The organism is Herminiimonas sp. CN, assembly GCF_000622895.1.
GTDB lineage: Bacteria > Pseudomonadota > Gammaproteobacteria > Burkholderiales > Burkholderiaceae_D > AVCC01.
Map to the genome: position 1 here is coordinate 38,628 of NZ_AVCC01000016.1, position 15,856 is coordinate 54,483.

The following is a 15,856-nucleotide window of genomic DNA, read 5'->3' on the forward strand; positions in this document are numbered from 1 at the left end:
AGAAATCATGAAAAAAATCACAAAAGCTGTTTTTCCGGTAGCCGGCCTCGGCAGCCGTTTCTTGCCGGCCACCAAGGCGCAACCGAAAGAGATGCTGCCGATTGTCGACAAGCCGCTGATCCAGTACGCGGTCGAGGAAGCGGTGGCGGCCGGCATCACCGACATGGTATTCATCACCGGGCGCAACAAGCGCGCGATCGAAGACCATTTCGACAAGGCCTATGAAATGGAGGCCGAGCTGGAAGCGGCCGGCAAGGAAGACTTGCTGGCGCTGGTGCGCAGCGTGATCCCGCCGCACATCAATTGCATCTTCATCCGTCAGCCGGCGCCGCTGGGGCTGGGGCACGCGGTGCTGTGCGCGCGCCCGGTGATCGGCGACGCACCGTTTGCGGTGCTGCTGGCCGACGACCTGATGGATGCCGATTGCGGCCAGCCGTCGGTGATGGCGCAAATGACCCGGTTGTATGAAGCAGAGCAGGCCAGCATCGTCGCAGTGCAGGATGTGCCGCGCGCATTGACGCGGCAATACGGCATCGTCAGCAGCACGCCGCACGGCGAGCGGCTGGAGCGGATGCACGGCATCGTTGAAAAACCGGCGCCGGAAGATGCGCCGTCGACGCTGGCCGTCAGCGGCCGCTATGTCCTGTCGAACCGGATTTTCGATTACCTGGAACACCAGGGCAAAGGCATGGGCGGCGAGATCCAGCTGACCGATGCGATTGCCCAACTGCTGCAAAGCGAGGCGGTGTATGCGTACCGCTATCGCGGCACCCGCTACGACTGCGGCTCCAAGCTCGGCTACCTGCAAGCCAGCGTCGCATTGGGCCTGAAACATCCGGAAACCGGCGCGGCGTTCGCCGACTATTTGCGCACTCTTTCATTCTGATGGGGAGCAGATCAGCATGATTCGGCCAATTCTGAAAATGGGCGACCCGAGGTTGTTGCGCCAGGCGCAGCCGGTGACGCAGTTTGCCAACTTCGCACTGGACGAACTGATCCAGGACATGTTCGAGACCATGCACGCGGTCCAAGGCGCCGGACTGGCCGCGCCGCAGATCGGGGTCGATCTGCAGCTGGTGATTTTCGGCTTCGGCAAAAATTCCCGCTATCCGGAGGCGCCGGCGGTGCCGGAAACGGTGTTGATCAACCCGCAACTGACGCCGCTGTCGGAGGAAACCGAGGACGGCTGGGAAGGATGCCTGTCGGTGCCCGGCCTGCGCGGCATGGTGCCGCGCTGGAAAATGCTGCATTACGAAGGCCGCGACCAGTTCGGCCACCGCATCAGCCGCGATGTGGACGGCTTTCATGCGCGCGTGGTGCAGCACGAATGCGATCATCTGGAGGGCATCCTGTACCCGATGCGGATCCGCGACATGCGGCAGTTCGGTTATGCGGACGTGCTGTTTCCGGAGCTGAGCGCGGATCATGACGAATGAGGATGGTGAAAGCCGGCTGCAGCGGCTTTCATGACCGGCTTTGGCCATGATTTATACTGTAGTAGGTAATTTTATATGCCGCATACAAAACATGCGGAAAATTAGCTATTTATAGCTATACCCCTGCATTATTGTAATTTTTGTGGTGTTCTCGGCGCTTCTTGAATCAGAAGCGCTCATCGGCGCGCAGGTAACGCCATTCCCCGGTCGGCAAGTCGCCCAGCGTGACGTTGCCGATCCGCACCCGCTTCAGGCCGAGCACTTTCAGGCCCACCATGTCGCACATGCGGCGGATCTGCCTTTTCTTGCCTTCGCGCAGGATGAAGCTGAGCTGATCCTCGTTTTGCCATTTGACCCGGGCCGGCAGCAGCGGCTTGCCGTCCAGTATCAGGCCGTGATTCAGGCGTTTTAGCTGGCTGTCGGGCAGCTTGCCCGGTTTGGTGTGCTCCACCCTGACCAGATATTCCTTTTCGACGCTGGTGTCGGCGCCGATCAAATGCTTGGCGATGCGGCCGTCCTGGGTCAGAACCAGCAGGCCGACCGAATCGATATCGAGCCGCCCGGCCGGCACCAGGCTGCGCAACTGGGTTGGATGGAATTTTTCCGGCGCGGCATCTTCCTTCCAGCGCGTTTCCGCCTTTACCAGTGCGACCGCCGGCGTGTAGCCATCCTCGGCCTGACCGCTGACATAGCCCATCGGCTTGTTGATTAGGATCGTGACGCGCTTGGATTGCTCGGCGCTGGCCTGGCGTTCGACCGTGACTTTCTGGTGCGGCAAGACCTTGCTGCCCAGGGTCGATACCACCACGCCGTCGACGCGGACCCAGCCGCGCTCGATCCACGCGTCGGCTTCGCGCCGTGAGCAAAGACCCAGTTCAGACATGCGTTTGGATAGGCGGAGAGGTTCAGACATGGCGGCAAGTGTAAATTCAAGATGATGTGGGGGAAGTTGCGGAAGACGAAATCTGCGCTCGAAGGCGCACGATTATACGCGCAGCGCTTCCAGTAAATCGGTTTCGAGCTGGATTTGGGTTTTGGCATGATTCAGCAGCGGGCCGTCGATCAGGAAAACGTCTTCGACACGCTCGCCCAGCGTCATGATTTTTGCCATGTGCAGGTTCACCTTGTACTTCGTCAGCACGTTCGCAATCGCATACAGCAAACCGTTGCGGTCGTTGGCGAAAACCGACAGCAGATAATACTGGCCGCGCTCGTCCGGGCGCAAATTGACCGTCGGCTTGATCGGGAAGGTGCGCGACATGCGCGACAGCCGGCCCTTGCACGGCGCCGGCAGCGGCGCAGCGCTTTGCAGCAGTTCGGTCAGTTCGTGTTCTATCAGGTTGATGATGTCGCGGTAGTTATTGGCGAAAGTCGGTTCCGTCACGAGAAAGGTGTCGAGCGCATAGCCGTGCCGGGTGGTGTGGATCTTGGCGTCGAGAATGCTGAAATTCTTGCGGTCGAAGTAACTGCAGATGCGGGCAAACAGATCGGGCTGGTCCCTGATGTAGACCGTTACCTGCAAGCCTTCGCCGATCGGCGCCAGCCGGCTCTTGACGATCGGCACCTTGCTGTCGATCTTGTCGTACAGCGAGCGGGTTTGCCAGGCGATATCGGCGGCGTCGCTGCGCAGGAAATAGGCGACGTCGAGCTGTTTCCAGAGCGCTTCGTGGGCGTTGGCCGGCAAACCGTACAGGCGCAGCGTTTTCAGCGCCTTTTCCTGGCGGTTTCTGAATTCACGGTCGGTCGAGGGCGTTTCGCCGCCCAGTACCCGCAATGTCAGTTGGTACAGGTCTTCCAGCAGCTTCCCTTTCCAGGCATTCCAGACTTTGGGGCTGGTGCCCCGGATGTCGGCCACGGTCAGCAAATACAGTGCGGTCAGGTGGCGCTCGTCCTTTACCGTTTGGGCAAAGTCGCGGATTACATCGGGGTCCGACAAATCCTTCTTTTGTGCGACTTGCGACATGGTCAGATGGTTTTCAACCAGAAAAACGATCAACTCGGTGTCAATGGCGCTCAAGCCATGATCCTTGCAGAATTTCGCAGCGTCGACCATGCCCAGCTTCGAATGGTCGCCGCCACGGCCTTTTGCAATGTCGTGGAACAAGGCTGCGATATACAGCAGCCAGGGCTGGGCGAAGTTGCCCATCAACTGGCTGCAGAACGGGTATTCGTGCGCATGTTCTGTCATCGTGAAGCGGCGCACGTTGCGCACCACCATCAAAATGTGCTGGTCTACCGTGTACACATGGAACAGATCGTGCTGCATCCGGCCGACGATGCGGCTGAAGTTGGGCAGGTAGCGGCCCAGAATGCCGGTCTGGTTCATCCGCCGCAGCGCATGCGTGATTCCTTCCGGTGCTTTCAGGATGGCAAGAAACAAGGCCCGGTTGGCCGGTTCGCGCCGGAACGCCTCGTCGATGCCGAAGCGGGCATGCCACAGCGCGCGCAAGGTGCGCGCCGTCATCCCTTCCAGATCCGAATGCTGCGCCAGCAACAGGAATATTTCCAGCATTGCACAAGGATGGGTTTCGAAAGTGTCGTCTTGGACGATGTCAATGAAGCCATTGACTTCATTGAAGCGTTCATTGATCGAGCGTGCCGTGATCGGTTGCGGGAACAGCCGTACTTCGATGTTTTGCAGCAAGATGGTATTTAGCTGGGTGACAGCTTTGGCCGCCCGGTAATAGCGCTGCATCAGAAGTTCGCTGGCCCTGCTGGCGTCGGTGGTGGCTAAGCCGAAGCTGTGGGCAATCGGCGTTTGCACATCGAACAGCAAGCGGTCTTCGCGCCGGCCTGCATGGATATGCAGGCGGATGCGGATATCCTTGAAGGCGCGTTCTTTCTGCATCAACTGGCGCGCTTCGGTAGCCGTGATCAAGTCCCTCTCGGCCAGTTCACGCCAGGAATTGCCTAAACCCGCTGCTTTTGCGACCCACAGGATGACCTGCAAATCCCGTAATCCGCCCGGGCTTTCCTTGCAGTTCGGCTCCAGGCTGTACGGCGTGTCTTCATATTTAGCATGACGCTGATGCAATTCCAGCATTTTGGCCTGAAAGAACGCCTGCGGATTCATCGCCGCGACATACCGGGCCTGGAAAAACTGAAACAACTTCCGGTTGCCGGTTACCAGTCGCGCTTCCAGCAGGCTGGTCTTGACCGTGATGTCGGCATCGGACTCGCTCAGGCATTCGTCGATGGTGCGGATGCTATGGCCGATCTCCAGTCCGATATCCCACAGCAGCTGTACCATTTGTTCCAGTGTCGACTGCAGCGCGGCATCGGGCTTGGATGGCAGCAATATGAGCAAATCGACGTCCGAACAGGGGAATAGCTCGCCCCGGCCATAGCCGCCTACGCCCACCAGCGCCACCGAAGACGGCAGCGCAAGCGCCTGCCAGGCGTGCATCAGCGCGACATCGACGTTTTTGCACAAGGTCTTCAGGAGCTTGTCGGGTTTGCCATCCGACTGGAATGCCAGGATCGCGGCTTGCCGTTCCGACTTCAGCTGCTGCTTTAGCGTCATCGCAAGCGATGCCATGCTCAGATAGTGACTAGGCTGGCTGGCGTATTGGCAATGAATGCCGGCGGCGGCGGCATTCCGGCAGATACGGTGAGTACTTCATAGCCTGTTTCGGTCACCAGAATCATATGTTCCCATTGCGCGGAAAGGCTGCGATCCTTGGTTTTGATGGTCCAGCCATCGCCCATTTCGCGAATTTCGCGCCGGCCGGCATTGATCATTGGCTCCACGGTAAAAACCATGCCCGGTGCGAGCTCTTCCAGCGTGCCGGGGTGGCCATAGTGGAGCACTTGCGGCTCTTCGTGGAACACCTTGCCGATGCCGTGGCCGCAGAATTCGCGCACCACGCTATAGCCGGATTTCTCCGCGTGCTGCTGGATTGCAAAGCCGATATCGCCCAGGTGCGCACCAGGCTTGATTTTCGAAATGCCCAGCCACATGCATTCATAGGTAATCAGACTCAAGCGCCGTGCCAGGATCGACGGTTCGCCCACTAGGAACATACGGCTGGTATCGCCGTGATAGCCATCCTTGATGATCGTGATGTCAAGATTGATGGCATCGCCACTCTTGAGCACCTTGTCGCCCGGGATACCATGGCATATGACGTCGTTAATCGAGGTGCAGATAGCTTTCGGATAAGGGGTGTAGCCCGGCGGGCAATAATTCAGCGGGGCTGGAATGCTGCCTTGCACATTGATCATGTATTCATGGCAAAGGCGGTCGAGTTCACCTGTGGTGACGCCTACCTTGACATGAGGCGCAATGAAATCCAGGACTTCGGCGGCAAGTTTGCCGGCGATGCGCATGCCAGTGATATCGTCGGGGGTTTTAATTGAAATAGAAGACATGATGGGGCGCTATAAGCGTGGATAGCTTGGAGGTCGGTTAAAACACGATTATAGACGAGCCGACATTTATTTACCGGCGCGCCGCCATTGCAGCGCTTGAAACAAAGCCTGAAATTAGGTTAGAATCTCGGGCTAGCTTGTTTCACAAAAAGCTAAATTTTGAAAAATCGCGAATCCGCTCGAGAAAGGGTGCCTCTAAATGAGGTGGCTGACCGGATTCCAGACCTAACCCTGGAGATATTATGTCCGTTACTATGCGTGAGATGTTGGAAGCCGGTGTCCATTTTGGCCACCAAACCCGATTCTGGAACCCAAAGATGGCACCGTACATCTTCGGCCACCGCAACAAAATCCACATCATCAACCTGGAAAAAACTCTTGGCATGTACCAGGAGGCAATGAAGCACATCCGTCAACTGTCGGCGAACCGCGGCACCATTCTGATGGTCGGCACCAAGCGCCAGGCGCGCGACATCATCGCCGCTGAAGCGCAGCGCGCCGGCGTTCCGTTTGTGGATCAGCGCTGGTTGGGCGGCATGCTGACCAACTTCAAGACAATCAAGACATCGATCAAGCGCCTGAAAGACATGGAAGCATCGATTGCCGATGGTTCCGTCGAGAAATTGAGCAAGAAAGAAGCGCTGATGTTTGATCGCGAGATGATCAAGCTGCAAAAATCGATTGGCGGCATCAAGGATATGGGCGGCGTTCCGGATGCGATTTTCATCGTTGACGTCGGCTACCACAAAGGCACAATCACCGAGGCTGCAAAGCTTGGCATTCCTGTCATCGGCGTGGTTGATACCAACCATTCGCCTGAAGGTGTGACTTATGTCATTCCTGGCAATGACGATTCTTCCAAGGCAATCATGCTGTATGCCCGCGGAGTCGCGGATGCAATTCTGGAAGGCCGTGCCAATGCGGTCAACGATGTGGTCGAGGCGATCAAGGCCGGTAGTGGCGATGAGTTCGTCGAGGTCAGCGAGCAGGCATAAGTCCTTCTTCTGATTTTCCGGTCGTCAGGAAAGGGGCAACAATGTTCGCCCCTTTTTTTGAGCAATTTTTTTGAACGTATTATGAATATCGGCGTCCGACTGGGCGTGGATTGAGTTAGGAGATGAATATGGCGGCAATTACCGCAGCGATGGTAGGCGAACTACGTGCAAAAACCGATGCTCCGATGATGGAGTGCAAGAAGGCGCTGACAGAAGCCGATGGCGATATGGCAAAAGCGGAAGATATTCTGCGCGTCAAACTGGGAAGCAAGGCATCCAAGGCTGCTTCGCGCATTACGGCTGAAGGTGTGATTGCCACGCACATTGCAGGTAACGTGGGCGCCATGATCGAAGTCAACTGCGAAACCGACTTCGTTACCAAAAATGATGATTTCATTGCTTTTGCCAACGCCTGCGTCAAGCTGGTTGCCGAGCGCAACCCTGCGGATGTGGCTGCGTTGTCAGCGTTGCCGATGGGCGAGCAAACAGTTGAGGAGTTTCGTTCGGCTTTGATCGGGCGTGTCGGCGAAAACATGTCGATTCGCCGTTTTGCACGCTTTGAAGCACCGGCCAAGCTGACATCGTACCTGCATGGCACGCGCATCGGCGTCATGGTCGAATTCGATGGCGCGGATGAGCAGGTCGGCAAGGACGTTGCGATGCATATTGCAGCGATGAAGCCGGTATCACTGTCGTCGGATCAGGTGCCGGCGGAGTTGATTGAAAAGGAGCGTTCGATTGCATCTCAGAAGGCGCTTGAATCCGGCAAGCCAGCTGATATTGTTGCCAAAATGGTTGAGGGTTCGGTGCAAAAGTATCTGAAGGAAGTGTCATTGTTCAATCAGCCTTTTGTGAAAAACGACAAGCAAACCGTTGAGCAGATGTTGAAGGCGGCAAATACAAGCGTGAAATCATTCGTCATGTATGTAGTCGGTGAAGGCATTGAGAAAAAACAAGATGACTTTGCGGCAGAAGTTGCTGCCCAGGTCGCAGCAGCCAAACAGGCTTAAGCGAGAATAAGCGGGCCGAAAGGCCCGTTTTTTAGGCTGGCCGAAAGCAGTCGGCAGTTGCACATGTTGCGAGCTTCATTCGATGCGCTGCTTGTCGGGCGTTATCAAATGGAGTTCGGCGGCGCGATAGATAATCATCCGGACAACCAAAAGGAAATCAGCCCATGACAAAACCTGCCTACAAGCGTGTCCTCCTCAAGCTATCCGGAGAAGCCCTGATGGGCGATGATGCCTATGGTATTAATCGTGCGACGATTGATCGCATGGTGGCTGATGTCGCCGAGGTGGCCAGCATGGGGGTCGAACTCGCGATTGTCATTGGTGGCGGCAACATCTTCCGTGGTGTGGCGCCAGGTGCGCAGGGGATGGACCGCGCCACTGCCGATTACATGGGCATGCTGGCTACGGTCATGAATGCTCTGGCTCTGGCCGATGCGATGCGCCAGGTTGGAATTACCGCCCGCGTCATGTCGGCCATCAGTATTGAGCAGGTGGTTGAGCCATATGTTCGTCCTAAGGCACTGCAATATCTGGAAGAGGGGAAAATTGTCGTATTTGCCGCCGGCACCGGTAATCCATTTTTCACTACCGATACCGCCGCTGCTTTGCGCGGATCTGAAATCAGTGCTGACATTGTCCTCAAGGCAACCAAGGTTGATGGCGTTTATTCTGCCGATCCCAAAAAAGATCCGAATGCAGTGCGATATTCCACAATCACCTTTGATGAAGCAATTGCAAAACATCTTCAGGTGATGGATGCAACCGCCTTTGCCTTGTGTCGGGATCAAAAATTACCGATAAAAGTGTTTTCGATAGTCAAGCCCGGCGCATTGATGCGCGCAATCATGGGCGAAGATGAAGGCACGCTGGTTCACGTTTAATTCATTATCAACCCCACTGCGTCCGTGCCGACACGCTTGTGCGTTGTTGTCAGCGGGCGCTCGTCTTCACGATTGTGGTGGAAATAGAATAAGATTTAACCTTTGAAAAAGAGGAATGCAGATGACCATACCTGACATCAAGAAAAATACCGATCAGAAAATGCAAAAATCGATTGAGGCCTTGAGGTCTGATCTGGCTAAAGTGCGCACCGGTCGCGCGCATCCCGGGCTTCTTGATCACATCCAGGTCGATTACTATGGCAATCCGACCATGTTGACGCAGGTCGCGAATGTGACCTTGATCGATGCGCGCACCATCGGCGTTCAGCCTTGGGAAAAAAAGATGGTGGCGGTGATTGAAAAGGCGATCCGTGAATCCGATCTCGGACTGAATCCAGCGACGCAGGGCGACATGATTCGCGTACCGACACCGGCCTTGACGGAGGAGCGCCGCAAGGAAATGGTCAAGCTGGTAAAAAATGAAGCGGAAGATGCGAAAATCGCAATCCGCAATATACGACGCGATGCCAACGAGGCGTTGAAGAAACTGCTGAAGGACAAAGCGTGTTCGGAAGACGATGAACGCCGTGCCCAGGATGAAATACAGAAGCTGACGGACAAATTTGTTGCGGATGTCGATAAATTGGTAGTCGAAAAGGAAAAGGAAGTCTTAACCGTATAACTGCAAACGGTATTTTCGACACGGCAAGACCATCTCCCTTTTCAAAAGAGCCATGACGCAATCGAGTTCGACCCAACAAGTGCCGGTAGTGTCTGCGGTGCCCAATCACATAGCCATCATCATGGATGGCAATGGTCGTTGGGCAACCAAACGTTTCCTGCCGCGCGTGGCGGGGCACGCCAAAGGCGTCGAAGCAGTGCGAAATATCGTGGAGGCCTGCATTGAGCGCGGGGTGGAATTCTTGACCCTGTTTGCCTTCAGTTCCGAAAATTGGCGACGTCCGGCGGATGAAGTGTCACTTCTGATGCGCTTGTTCATTACGGCCCTCGACCGTGAGGTTTCCCGTATGCATGCGAATGGCATTCGGCTCAAGGTAGTAGGTGATCTGAGTCGCTTTGATGCCAAGTTGCAGAGCATGATCGCTCAGGCTGAAAGAAAAACGGCCGCAAACAAGCGTCTGACGGTGACAATCTGTGCAAATTACGGGGGGCGCTGGGATGTGATGCAAGGCGTCAATAAAATGGTCGCGCTTCATCCCGATGCAACCGCGTTCAGCGAAGATCAGTTGACGCCACATCTGTCCATGGCTTATGCACCGGAGCCGGACCTGTTCATCCGGACTGGCGGCGAGCAGCGTATTTCGAATTTTCTCTTGTGGCAACTTGCGTACACAGAACTGTATTTTACCGAGACTTTCTGGCCTGATTTCGATTTGAATAAACTGGATGATGCGATCGCCTCCTATCAGCAGCGTGAGCGCCGCTTCGGGCGCACAAGCGAGCAATTGCTTGAACCCAAAATTCAAACCTAAAAAGGCTTCCTGATGCTTAAAATGCGGGTGCTTACGGCACTGGTATTGCTGGCAGTGTTGCTGCCGGTGTTGTTTCTAAATAATTTTCCTGCATTTGCTGTAATTTCCACGATTTTTTTTGCCGCAGCTTCCTGGGAAAGTTTGCGTCTGTCCGGCAATGCTTATCCCAAGATAATTGCGGCATTTTGGACTGCCATATTCGGATTTTTCCTGGCCAGTGGCGATGCAAGCAAAGCGACAGTATTGTTCGCATCCTGTGCTGCTATCTGGCTGCTTGTTTTTGTGCCTTTGCTTGCCAAGGGCCTACCGTCTTTGCAAGGTATTCGCAGCCGACTCCTGGCAGGTTTTTATAGCATTGCCATTCTTGGCTGTTTCGTTGCGATTATTGCCGCATTTCAACGCTCACCGCTTTTTCTGCTTTCCATCATGGCGATCGTCTGGGTTGCGGATATCGGCGCCTATTTTTCCGGCAAGGCGTTTGGTCGGCACAAATTGGCGCCGTCGATTTCTCCGGGGAAATCTTGGGAAGGCGCTATCGGTGGCTGGTTTGCAGTCATGCTGACGGCGGTCATTTCGAACCGCTTCCCGGCATTGCATGCTACGTTTGCCGCAAGGTTGGATGACCATTGGGGGCTTTTCGGCTTCCTGGCATGCATGACATTTGTGGTTGCAGCCAGTGTGGTCGGCGACCTGTTTGAATCTCAGCTTAAAAGACGTGCCGGCATCAAAGATAGTAGCAATCTGCTGCCAGGTCATGGCGGCGTACTGGACCGGATTGATGCCTTGATCCCTGTTTTACCGCTGGCCCTGCTTATAGATGCATGGTTATAGCATTGGTGTTGGAATAGAAATCATGCAAAGAATTACAATTTTGGGTTCTACCGGTTCCATTGGCGTATCAACGCTGGATGTGATTGCCCGGCATCCTGATCGTTACTCCATTCATGCGTTGACCGCGCATACCAGTGTCGATGAACTGTGTCGCCAGTGCGAGCAATTCAAGCCGCGCATTGCGGTGGTCGGGTCGGAGCCGGCGGCACGGTTATTGTCGCAGCAGTTGCGACAAAAGGATCTGAAAACTCGAGTTGAGTTTGGACCCGCTGCGCTGGCAGCGGTATCTTCCGATCCGGATTGTGATGTTGTCATGGCGGCGATTGTGGGCGCTGCCGGTTTGGTGCCGACACTGGCAGCAGCCCGGGCCGGCAAGAAGATACTGCTGGCAAACAAGGAGGCGCTGGTAATGGCGGGCCAACTTTTCATGGATGCGGTGCAGACGAATGGTGCAACGCTGCTGCCAATTGACAGCGAACATAACGCGATTTTCCAGTGCCTGCCGAAAAATTACCGCCGGACGCCATCCGAGCAGGGTGTCGCCAAGGTATTGTTGACTGCGTCCGGCGGTCCGTTTTTGAATCGCCCGGTCGAAACATTGGAGTCCGTAACGCCGGCAGAAGCGGTTGCGCATCCGAATTGGATCATGGGCAGGAAAATTTCGGTTGATTCGGCTACGATGATGAACAAAGGGCTTGAAGTCATCGAGGCGCATTGGCTGTTTGGCGCCTCGGCCGACCAGATCGAGGTGGTAATTCACCCGCAAAGCGTGATTCATTCAATGGTTTCGTATATTGACGGTTCTGTTCTCGCGCAGTTGGGCAATCCGGACATGCGCACTCCCATTGCCCATGCGCTTGCCTACCCGGAGCGTATTGCGTCCGGCGTGGCACATCTCGATTTGACCAGTATCGGTCAACTGGATTTCAAAAAACCGGATTTCAACCGGTTTCCCTGCCTTAAGCTGGCGTTTGATGCGTTGCGCGCCGGTGGCTCGGCGCCGGCAATCCTGAACGCAGCCAATGAAATTGCAGTTCAGGGTTTTTTGGATGGACGTACCGGATTTCGCATGATCGACCAACTGATTGCGCGCGTAATGGACGACTTGCCGCATATTCAGGTTGACAGTATCGAAGGCTTGATGGAGCAGGACCTGGAGGCGCGCAGCATTGCCTCTGCCTACATGAACTCATGAACTTACTGCAAACGCTGATTGCTTTTGTTTTTGCCCTGGGAACACTGGTCATCGTCCATGAGCTAGGGCATTTTTTGGTCGCCCGCCTGTGCGGGGTAAAGGTGCTGCGTTTTTCGGTTGGTATGGGCAAGGTGGTTTTTTCCCGTCGTTTCGGCATCGATCAAACCGAATGGGTGATTTCAGCACTGCCGCTAGGCGGCTACGTGAAAATGCTGGATGCCCGGGAGCAGAATCTGGAGGAGGTGCCCCCGCAGGACAGGCAGCGCGAATTCACCTGTCAGAATGTCTGGAAGCGCATTGCCATCGTCGCCGCCGGCCCGGTTGCCAATTTCATTCTCGCGATACTGCTATTCGCCACACTATATATGCATGGCATTCCAGAACCGGTTGCCAAAATCCGGATCGTTCCGGAGCAATCGGCGGCATACAAGGCTGGCTTGCGCGGCGGCGAACGTGTTACGGCAGTCAATGGCGAGGCAATAGAATTATGGTCTGACTTGCGTTGGAAACTGGTGCAGTTGGCGGTCGAAAAAAGTTCTGCCAGACTGGATGTCAGCCGGCCTGATCCGGCGCATTCCACTGGGGCGCTGTTAGATACCGTTACCGTGCCACTGGATGGCCTGGCGCCCGAAGATCTGGAGGGCGATTTTTTAGGCCAGCTAGGGATTTCACTTGCAAGGCCGCCCGCTGTTTTGGGGAAAATTGTGCCTGACGGCCCGGCCATGCAAGGTGGATTGCAGGAAGGGGACTTGATCCTGGCGGTTGATGGCAAGCCAGTAGTCGATGGCTTGGCTTTCATAGATATGCTGCGGAGTTCCGCCAATAAACCATTGCAGATCACAGGGCGAAGGGCTGGGCGCGAGTTTACTGCAAGCGTAACACCGGAAGGGCAGATGCAAGGCGACCGGATTGTTGGCAGGATCAAGGCTGAAGTTGCCATGATTCCAGCCATGGTAAGCGTGAGTGCTGCGCCTGTTGAGGCAATTGCCAAGGGGGCCGGACGAACCTGGGACACTAGCGTGCTATCGTTTAAAATGCTCGGAAAAATGTTGGTGGGCGAGGTTTCACTGAAAAATATTACCGGCCCCATTACCATTGCCGACTATGCAGGTCAGACGGCACGCATCGGAATTGTCAGCTATATCAGTTTTATTGCGTTCATCAGCATCAGTTTGGGCGTGATGAATTTGCTCCCGATCCCGGTGTTGGATGGCGGGCTTTTGCTGTATTATTTCGTGGAAGTTTTGACCGGACGCCCTGTTTCTGCGCGTTTTGGTGAAATTGCCCAGCGGGCCGGGATGGGTATTTTGATGGCATTGATGTTGGTAGCGGTCTTCAATGATATCGTGCGCCTTATTTCCTGAGTTGATGATGACCGCCCCCAAGGGCACTCGCAAAAACAAAAATATTCATAATCGGTTACCAATGAAATTATATTCTGAGCGTTTTTCCATTCCAGTTTTCCGTCGTAACTTATTTGCTGTTGCTGCTTTTTCCCTGTGTGCCGGACAGGCGCTGGCGATGGAGCCATTCAAGGTAAAAGATATTCGTGTGGAAGGAATACAGCGTACTGAAGCCGGCACTGTGTTTAGTTATCTTCCGGTGCGTGTTGGTGAAACTTTCACCGATGAGAAGAGCGTAGCAGCGATCAAGTCTCTTTATGCAACCGGTTTTTTCAAGGATGTGCGTATTGAAGTCGATGGCGACGTGCTGGTCGTCCTGGTTGAGGAGCGCCCTGCGATTGCCAGCGTGGAGTTCTCCGGCATCAAGGAATTCGATAAGGAAATGCTGACCAAGGCGTTGAAGGAAATTGGCTTGGGCGAATCGCGGATTTTCGATAAGGCTTTAGTGGACCGTGCTGAGCAGGAGCTAAAACGCCAATATCTTTCGAGAGGTTTGTATGGAGTCCAGATCACCTCTACCGTCACGCCGATCGAGCGGAACCGGGTAACGGTCAATTTCGCAGTGGAGGAGGGCGATATTGCGCATATTAAACAGATTAATTTTGTTGGCAACAAGGCATTTAGCGACGGCGAATTATTCGATCAGTTAAACCTGACAACGCCGGGCTGGTTTACCTGGTACACCAAAGCCGACCAATACTCGAAACAAAAACTCGCTGGCGACATTGAAACGCTGAAATCCTTTTATCTGAATCGGGGTTATATCGAGGCACAGATCGAGTCGACGCAAGTTTCGATTACACATGATAAAAAAGATATCTTCATCACCATCAATATCAACGAAGGGGAAAAATACACCGTTTCCGACATCAAGATCGAGGGCCAGATGTTTGGCCGCGAAGCGGAGTTCAATTCCCTGCTGACTTTGAAAAAGGGCGATGTCTATTCAGGTGAAAAATTGACCGCAAGCACTGCCAAGATATCGGAACGGATGGGTAACTTTGGTTATGCTTTCGCTAACGTTAATGCCAATCCGCAAATTAATCGCGAGAAAAAGGAAGTGGCGCTGACAATTCTTCTGGATCCAGGCAAACGCGTTTATGTTCGGCGCATTAATCTTGCCGGTAACACAAAGACGCGCGATGAAGTGATACGCCGCGAATTCCGGCAATTCGAGGATTCCTGGTATGACGGCACCAAAATTCGGCTTTCGCGTGACCGGGTGGATCGCCTCGGCTACTTCAAGGAAGTGAATATTGAAACCCCGGAAGTGCCCGGCAGTACCGACCAGGTGGACGTCAACATGTCGGTAGTCGAAAAGCCCACTGGCAACCTGATGCTGGGTGCAGGCTTTTCCAGCAGCGAGAAACTGACGTTGACAGGCTCGATCCAGCAGGCCAACGCCTTTGGCACCGGCAATACGATAGGATTGGACGTCAACACCAGCAAACGCAATCGCACGATAGCACTGTCACAAACCGATCCGTATTTCACCACTGATGGCGTCAGCCGCAGCTATGAGCTGTTTTACCGCACGACTCGCCCGGCTGAAACCTATACCTATGACTACAGAGTGCTGACATCCGGCGGCAGTGTAAAATTTGGCGTGCCATTCTCGGAACTGGATACCGTATTTTTCGGTATCGGTGCCGAACATACGTCGGTCCAGACTTTTGCTCCTCCGATCATCAGTCCGCAAAAGTGGATTGATTTCGTGAGGGACAACGGTACTGCCGATGCGGGTGGTGCGGGAGAAGCCGCTGTCACTTCGTTTCCGCTAACGGCAGCATGGCAGCGTGATGGGCGCGATAGCGCGATTGCGCCCAACAAGGGCCGCTATCAACGCACCAACCTGGAATTGTCTGCAGTCGGCACCTTGCGCTATTATCGTGCGGTGTATCAGGATCAATACTTCCTGCCGATCACACGCACCATGACGCTGGCATTGAATGGCGAAGCGGATTATGGTCGCGGATATGGCGGCAAGAAATATCCGATATTCAAGAACTTCTACGCCGGCGGCATCGGTTCGGTGCGCGGCTATGAGGGTTCGTCGCTGGGCGTTGGAACCAGTGTGGATTCAGTAACAGGAGAATCGCTGGGCGGTTCGACTCGTTTGATTGCAAATGCCGAGTTGCAGTTTCCGTTTCCCGGTTCCGGCAATGATCGAACCTTGCGTTGGTTCACTTTTTTTGACGCGGGTAACGTGTTTGCGGAAGGACAAAAAATACGCGCTACGGA

Annotated in this window: 14 protein-coding genes; 11 read left to right on the forward strand and 3 right to left on the reverse strand. The window is 54.8% G+C overall.

From position 1 onward, the window contains the following. Nucleotides 1-7: 7 nt before the first annotated feature. Together galU and def are read left to right on the forward strand one after the other, a co-directional pair. Nucleotides 8-886, forward strand: a complete 879-nt coding sequence (gene galU / locus HMCN_RS0105665; protein ID WP_035625986.1) for a UTP--glucose-1-phosphate uridylyltransferase GalU — start codon at nt 8-10, stop codon at nt 884-886. Nucleotides 887-902: 16 nt separating this feature from the next. Then, complete coding sequence (gene def, locus HMCN_RS0105670) at nt 903-1,436, forward strand: peptide deformylase (protein ID WP_025916465.1); 534 nt, start codon at nt 903-905, stop codon at nt 1,434-1,436. Between the two features lie 166 nt (nt 1,437-1,602). Here def and HMCN_RS0105675 read toward each other — a convergent pair whose 3' ends face one another. The 3 genes from HMCN_RS0105675 to map all read right to left on the reverse strand — a co-directional run bounded on the left by HMCN_RS0105675 (nt 1,603) and on the right by map (nt 5,807). Beyond that, the gene (locus HMCN_RS0105675) at nt 1,603-2,349 is read right to left on the reverse strand and encodes a pseudouridine synthase (protein ID WP_025916466.1); all 747 of its coding nucleotides are present in this window, start codon (nt 2,347-2,349) and stop codon (nt 1,603-1,605) included. 72 nt (nt 2,350-2,421) lie between these two features. After that, nucleotides 2,422-4,974, reverse strand: coding sequence for a [protein-PII] uridylyltransferase (locus tag HMCN_RS0105680; RefSeq protein ID WP_025916467.1), 2,553 nt, complete (start codon nt 4,972-4,974; stop codon nt 2,422-2,424). Between the two features lie 2 nt (nt 4,975-4,976). Then, a complete protein-coding gene (gene map, locus HMCN_RS0105685) occupies nt 4,977-5,807 on the reverse strand; it encodes a type I methionyl aminopeptidase (protein ID WP_025916468.1) in 831 nt (276 codons plus the stop codon). A 242-nt stretch (nt 5,808-6,049) separates the two neighbouring features. On the opposite strand from map, the gene rpsB reads away from it, so the two are divergent. The 9 genes from rpsB to bamA all read left to right on the forward strand — a co-directional run. Then, the gene (gene rpsB / locus HMCN_RS0105690) at nt 6,050-6,802 is read left to right on the forward strand and encodes a 30S ribosomal protein S2 (protein WP_035625989.1); all 753 of its coding nucleotides are present in this window, start codon (nt 6,050-6,052) and stop codon (nt 6,800-6,802) included. A gap of 128 nt (nt 6,803-6,930) precedes the next feature. Next, complete coding sequence (gene tsf, locus HMCN_RS0105695) at nt 6,931-7,812, forward strand: translation elongation factor Ts (RefSeq protein WP_025916470.1); 882 nt, start codon at nt 6,931-6,933, stop codon at nt 7,810-7,812. Nucleotides 7,813-7,976: 164 nt separating this feature from the next. Next, on the forward strand, nt 7,977-8,693 hold the full coding sequence (gene pyrH / locus HMCN_RS0105705) for a UMP kinase (RefSeq protein WP_025916471.1): 717 nt from the start codon (nt 7,977-7,979) through the stop codon (nt 8,691-8,693). A 121-nt stretch (nt 8,694-8,814) separates the two neighbouring features. Beyond that, nucleotides 8,815-9,375 carry a ribosome recycling factor gene (gene frr, locus HMCN_RS0105710; protein ID WP_025916472.1) on the forward strand — a complete coding sequence of 187 codons (561 nt, stop codon included), beginning with the start codon at nt 8,815-8,817 and terminating at the stop codon, nt 9,373-9,375. A 52-nt stretch (nt 9,376-9,427) separates the two neighbouring features. Further along, nucleotides 9,428-10,186: a polyprenyl diphosphate synthase gene (uppS, locus tag HMCN_RS0105715; RefSeq protein WP_025916473.1), complete on the forward strand. Its 759-nt coding sequence runs from the start codon at nt 9,428-9,430 to the stop codon at nt 10,184-10,186. Between the two features lie 12 nt (nt 10,187-10,198). Beyond that, the gene (locus HMCN_RS0105720; RefSeq protein WP_025916474.1) at nt 10,199-11,017 is read left to right on the forward strand and encodes a phosphatidate cytidylyltransferase; all 819 of its coding nucleotides are present in this window, start codon (nt 10,199-10,201) and stop codon (nt 11,015-11,017) included. A gap of 22 nt (nt 11,018-11,039) precedes the next feature. Then, nucleotides 11,040-12,212 carry a 1-deoxy-D-xylulose-5-phosphate reductoisomerase gene (ispC, locus tag HMCN_RS0105725; protein WP_025916475.1) on the forward strand — a complete coding sequence of 391 codons (1,173 nt, stop codon included), beginning with the start codon at nt 11,040-11,042 and terminating at the stop codon, nt 12,210-12,212. Then, nucleotides 12,209-13,576, forward strand: coding sequence for an RIP metalloprotease RseP (gene rseP / locus HMCN_RS0105730; protein WP_025916476.1), 1,368 nt, complete (start codon nt 12,209-12,211; stop codon nt 13,574-13,576). Before ispC ends, rseP begins: the two co-directional genes overlap by 4 nt. A gap of 61 nt (nt 13,577-13,637) precedes the next feature. Beyond that, on the forward strand, nt 13,638-15,856 hold a 2,219-nt coding region (bamA, locus tag HMCN_RS0105735), incomplete at its 3' end, for an outer membrane protein assembly factor BamA (RefSeq protein WP_025916477.1).

Bases quoted from the DNA above. Each gene is read 5' to 3' on its own strand.
- galU (WP_035625986.1), top strand. From the start codon at position 8: ATGAAAAAAATCACAAAAGCTGTTTTTCCGGTAGCCGGCCTCGGCAGC.
- def (WP_025916465.1), top strand. From the start codon at position 903: ATGATTCGGCCAATTCTGAAAATGGGCGACCCGAGGTTGTTGCGCCAG.
- HMCN_RS0105675 (WP_025916466.1), bottom strand. From the start codon at position 2,349: ATGTCTGAACCTCTCCGCCTATCCAAACGCATGTCTGAACTGGGTCTT.
- HMCN_RS0105680 (WP_025916467.1), bottom strand. From the start codon at position 4,974: ATGGCATCGCTTGCGATGACGCTAAAGCAGCAGCTGAAGTCGGAACGG.
- map (WP_025916468.1), bottom strand. From the start codon at position 5,807: ATGTCTTCTATTTCAATTAAAACCCCCGACGATATCACTGGCATGCGC.
- rpsB (WP_035625989.1), top strand. From the start codon at position 6,050: ATGTCCGTTACTATGCGTGAGATGTTGGAAGCCGGTGTCCATTTTGGC.
- tsf (WP_025916470.1), top strand. From the start codon at position 6,931: ATGGCGGCAATTACCGCAGCGATGGTAGGCGAACTACGTGCAAAAACC.
- pyrH (WP_025916471.1), top strand. From the start codon at position 7,977: ATGACAAAACCTGCCTACAAGCGTGTCCTCCTCAAGCTATCCGGAGAA.
- frr (WP_025916472.1), top strand. From the start codon at position 8,815: ATGACCATACCTGACATCAAGAAAAATACCGATCAGAAAATGCAAAAA.
- uppS (WP_025916473.1), top strand. From the start codon at position 9,428: ATGACGCAATCGAGTTCGACCCAACAAGTGCCGGTAGTGTCTGCGGTG.
- HMCN_RS0105720 (WP_025916474.1), top strand. From the start codon at position 10,199: ATGCTTAAAATGCGGGTGCTTACGGCACTGGTATTGCTGGCAGTGTTG.
- ispC (WP_025916475.1), top strand. From the start codon at position 11,040: ATGCAAAGAATTACAATTTTGGGTTCTACCGGTTCCATTGGCGTATCA.
- rseP (WP_025916476.1), top strand. From the start codon at position 12,209: ATGAACTTACTGCAAACGCTGATTGCTTTTGTTTTTGCCCTGGGAACA.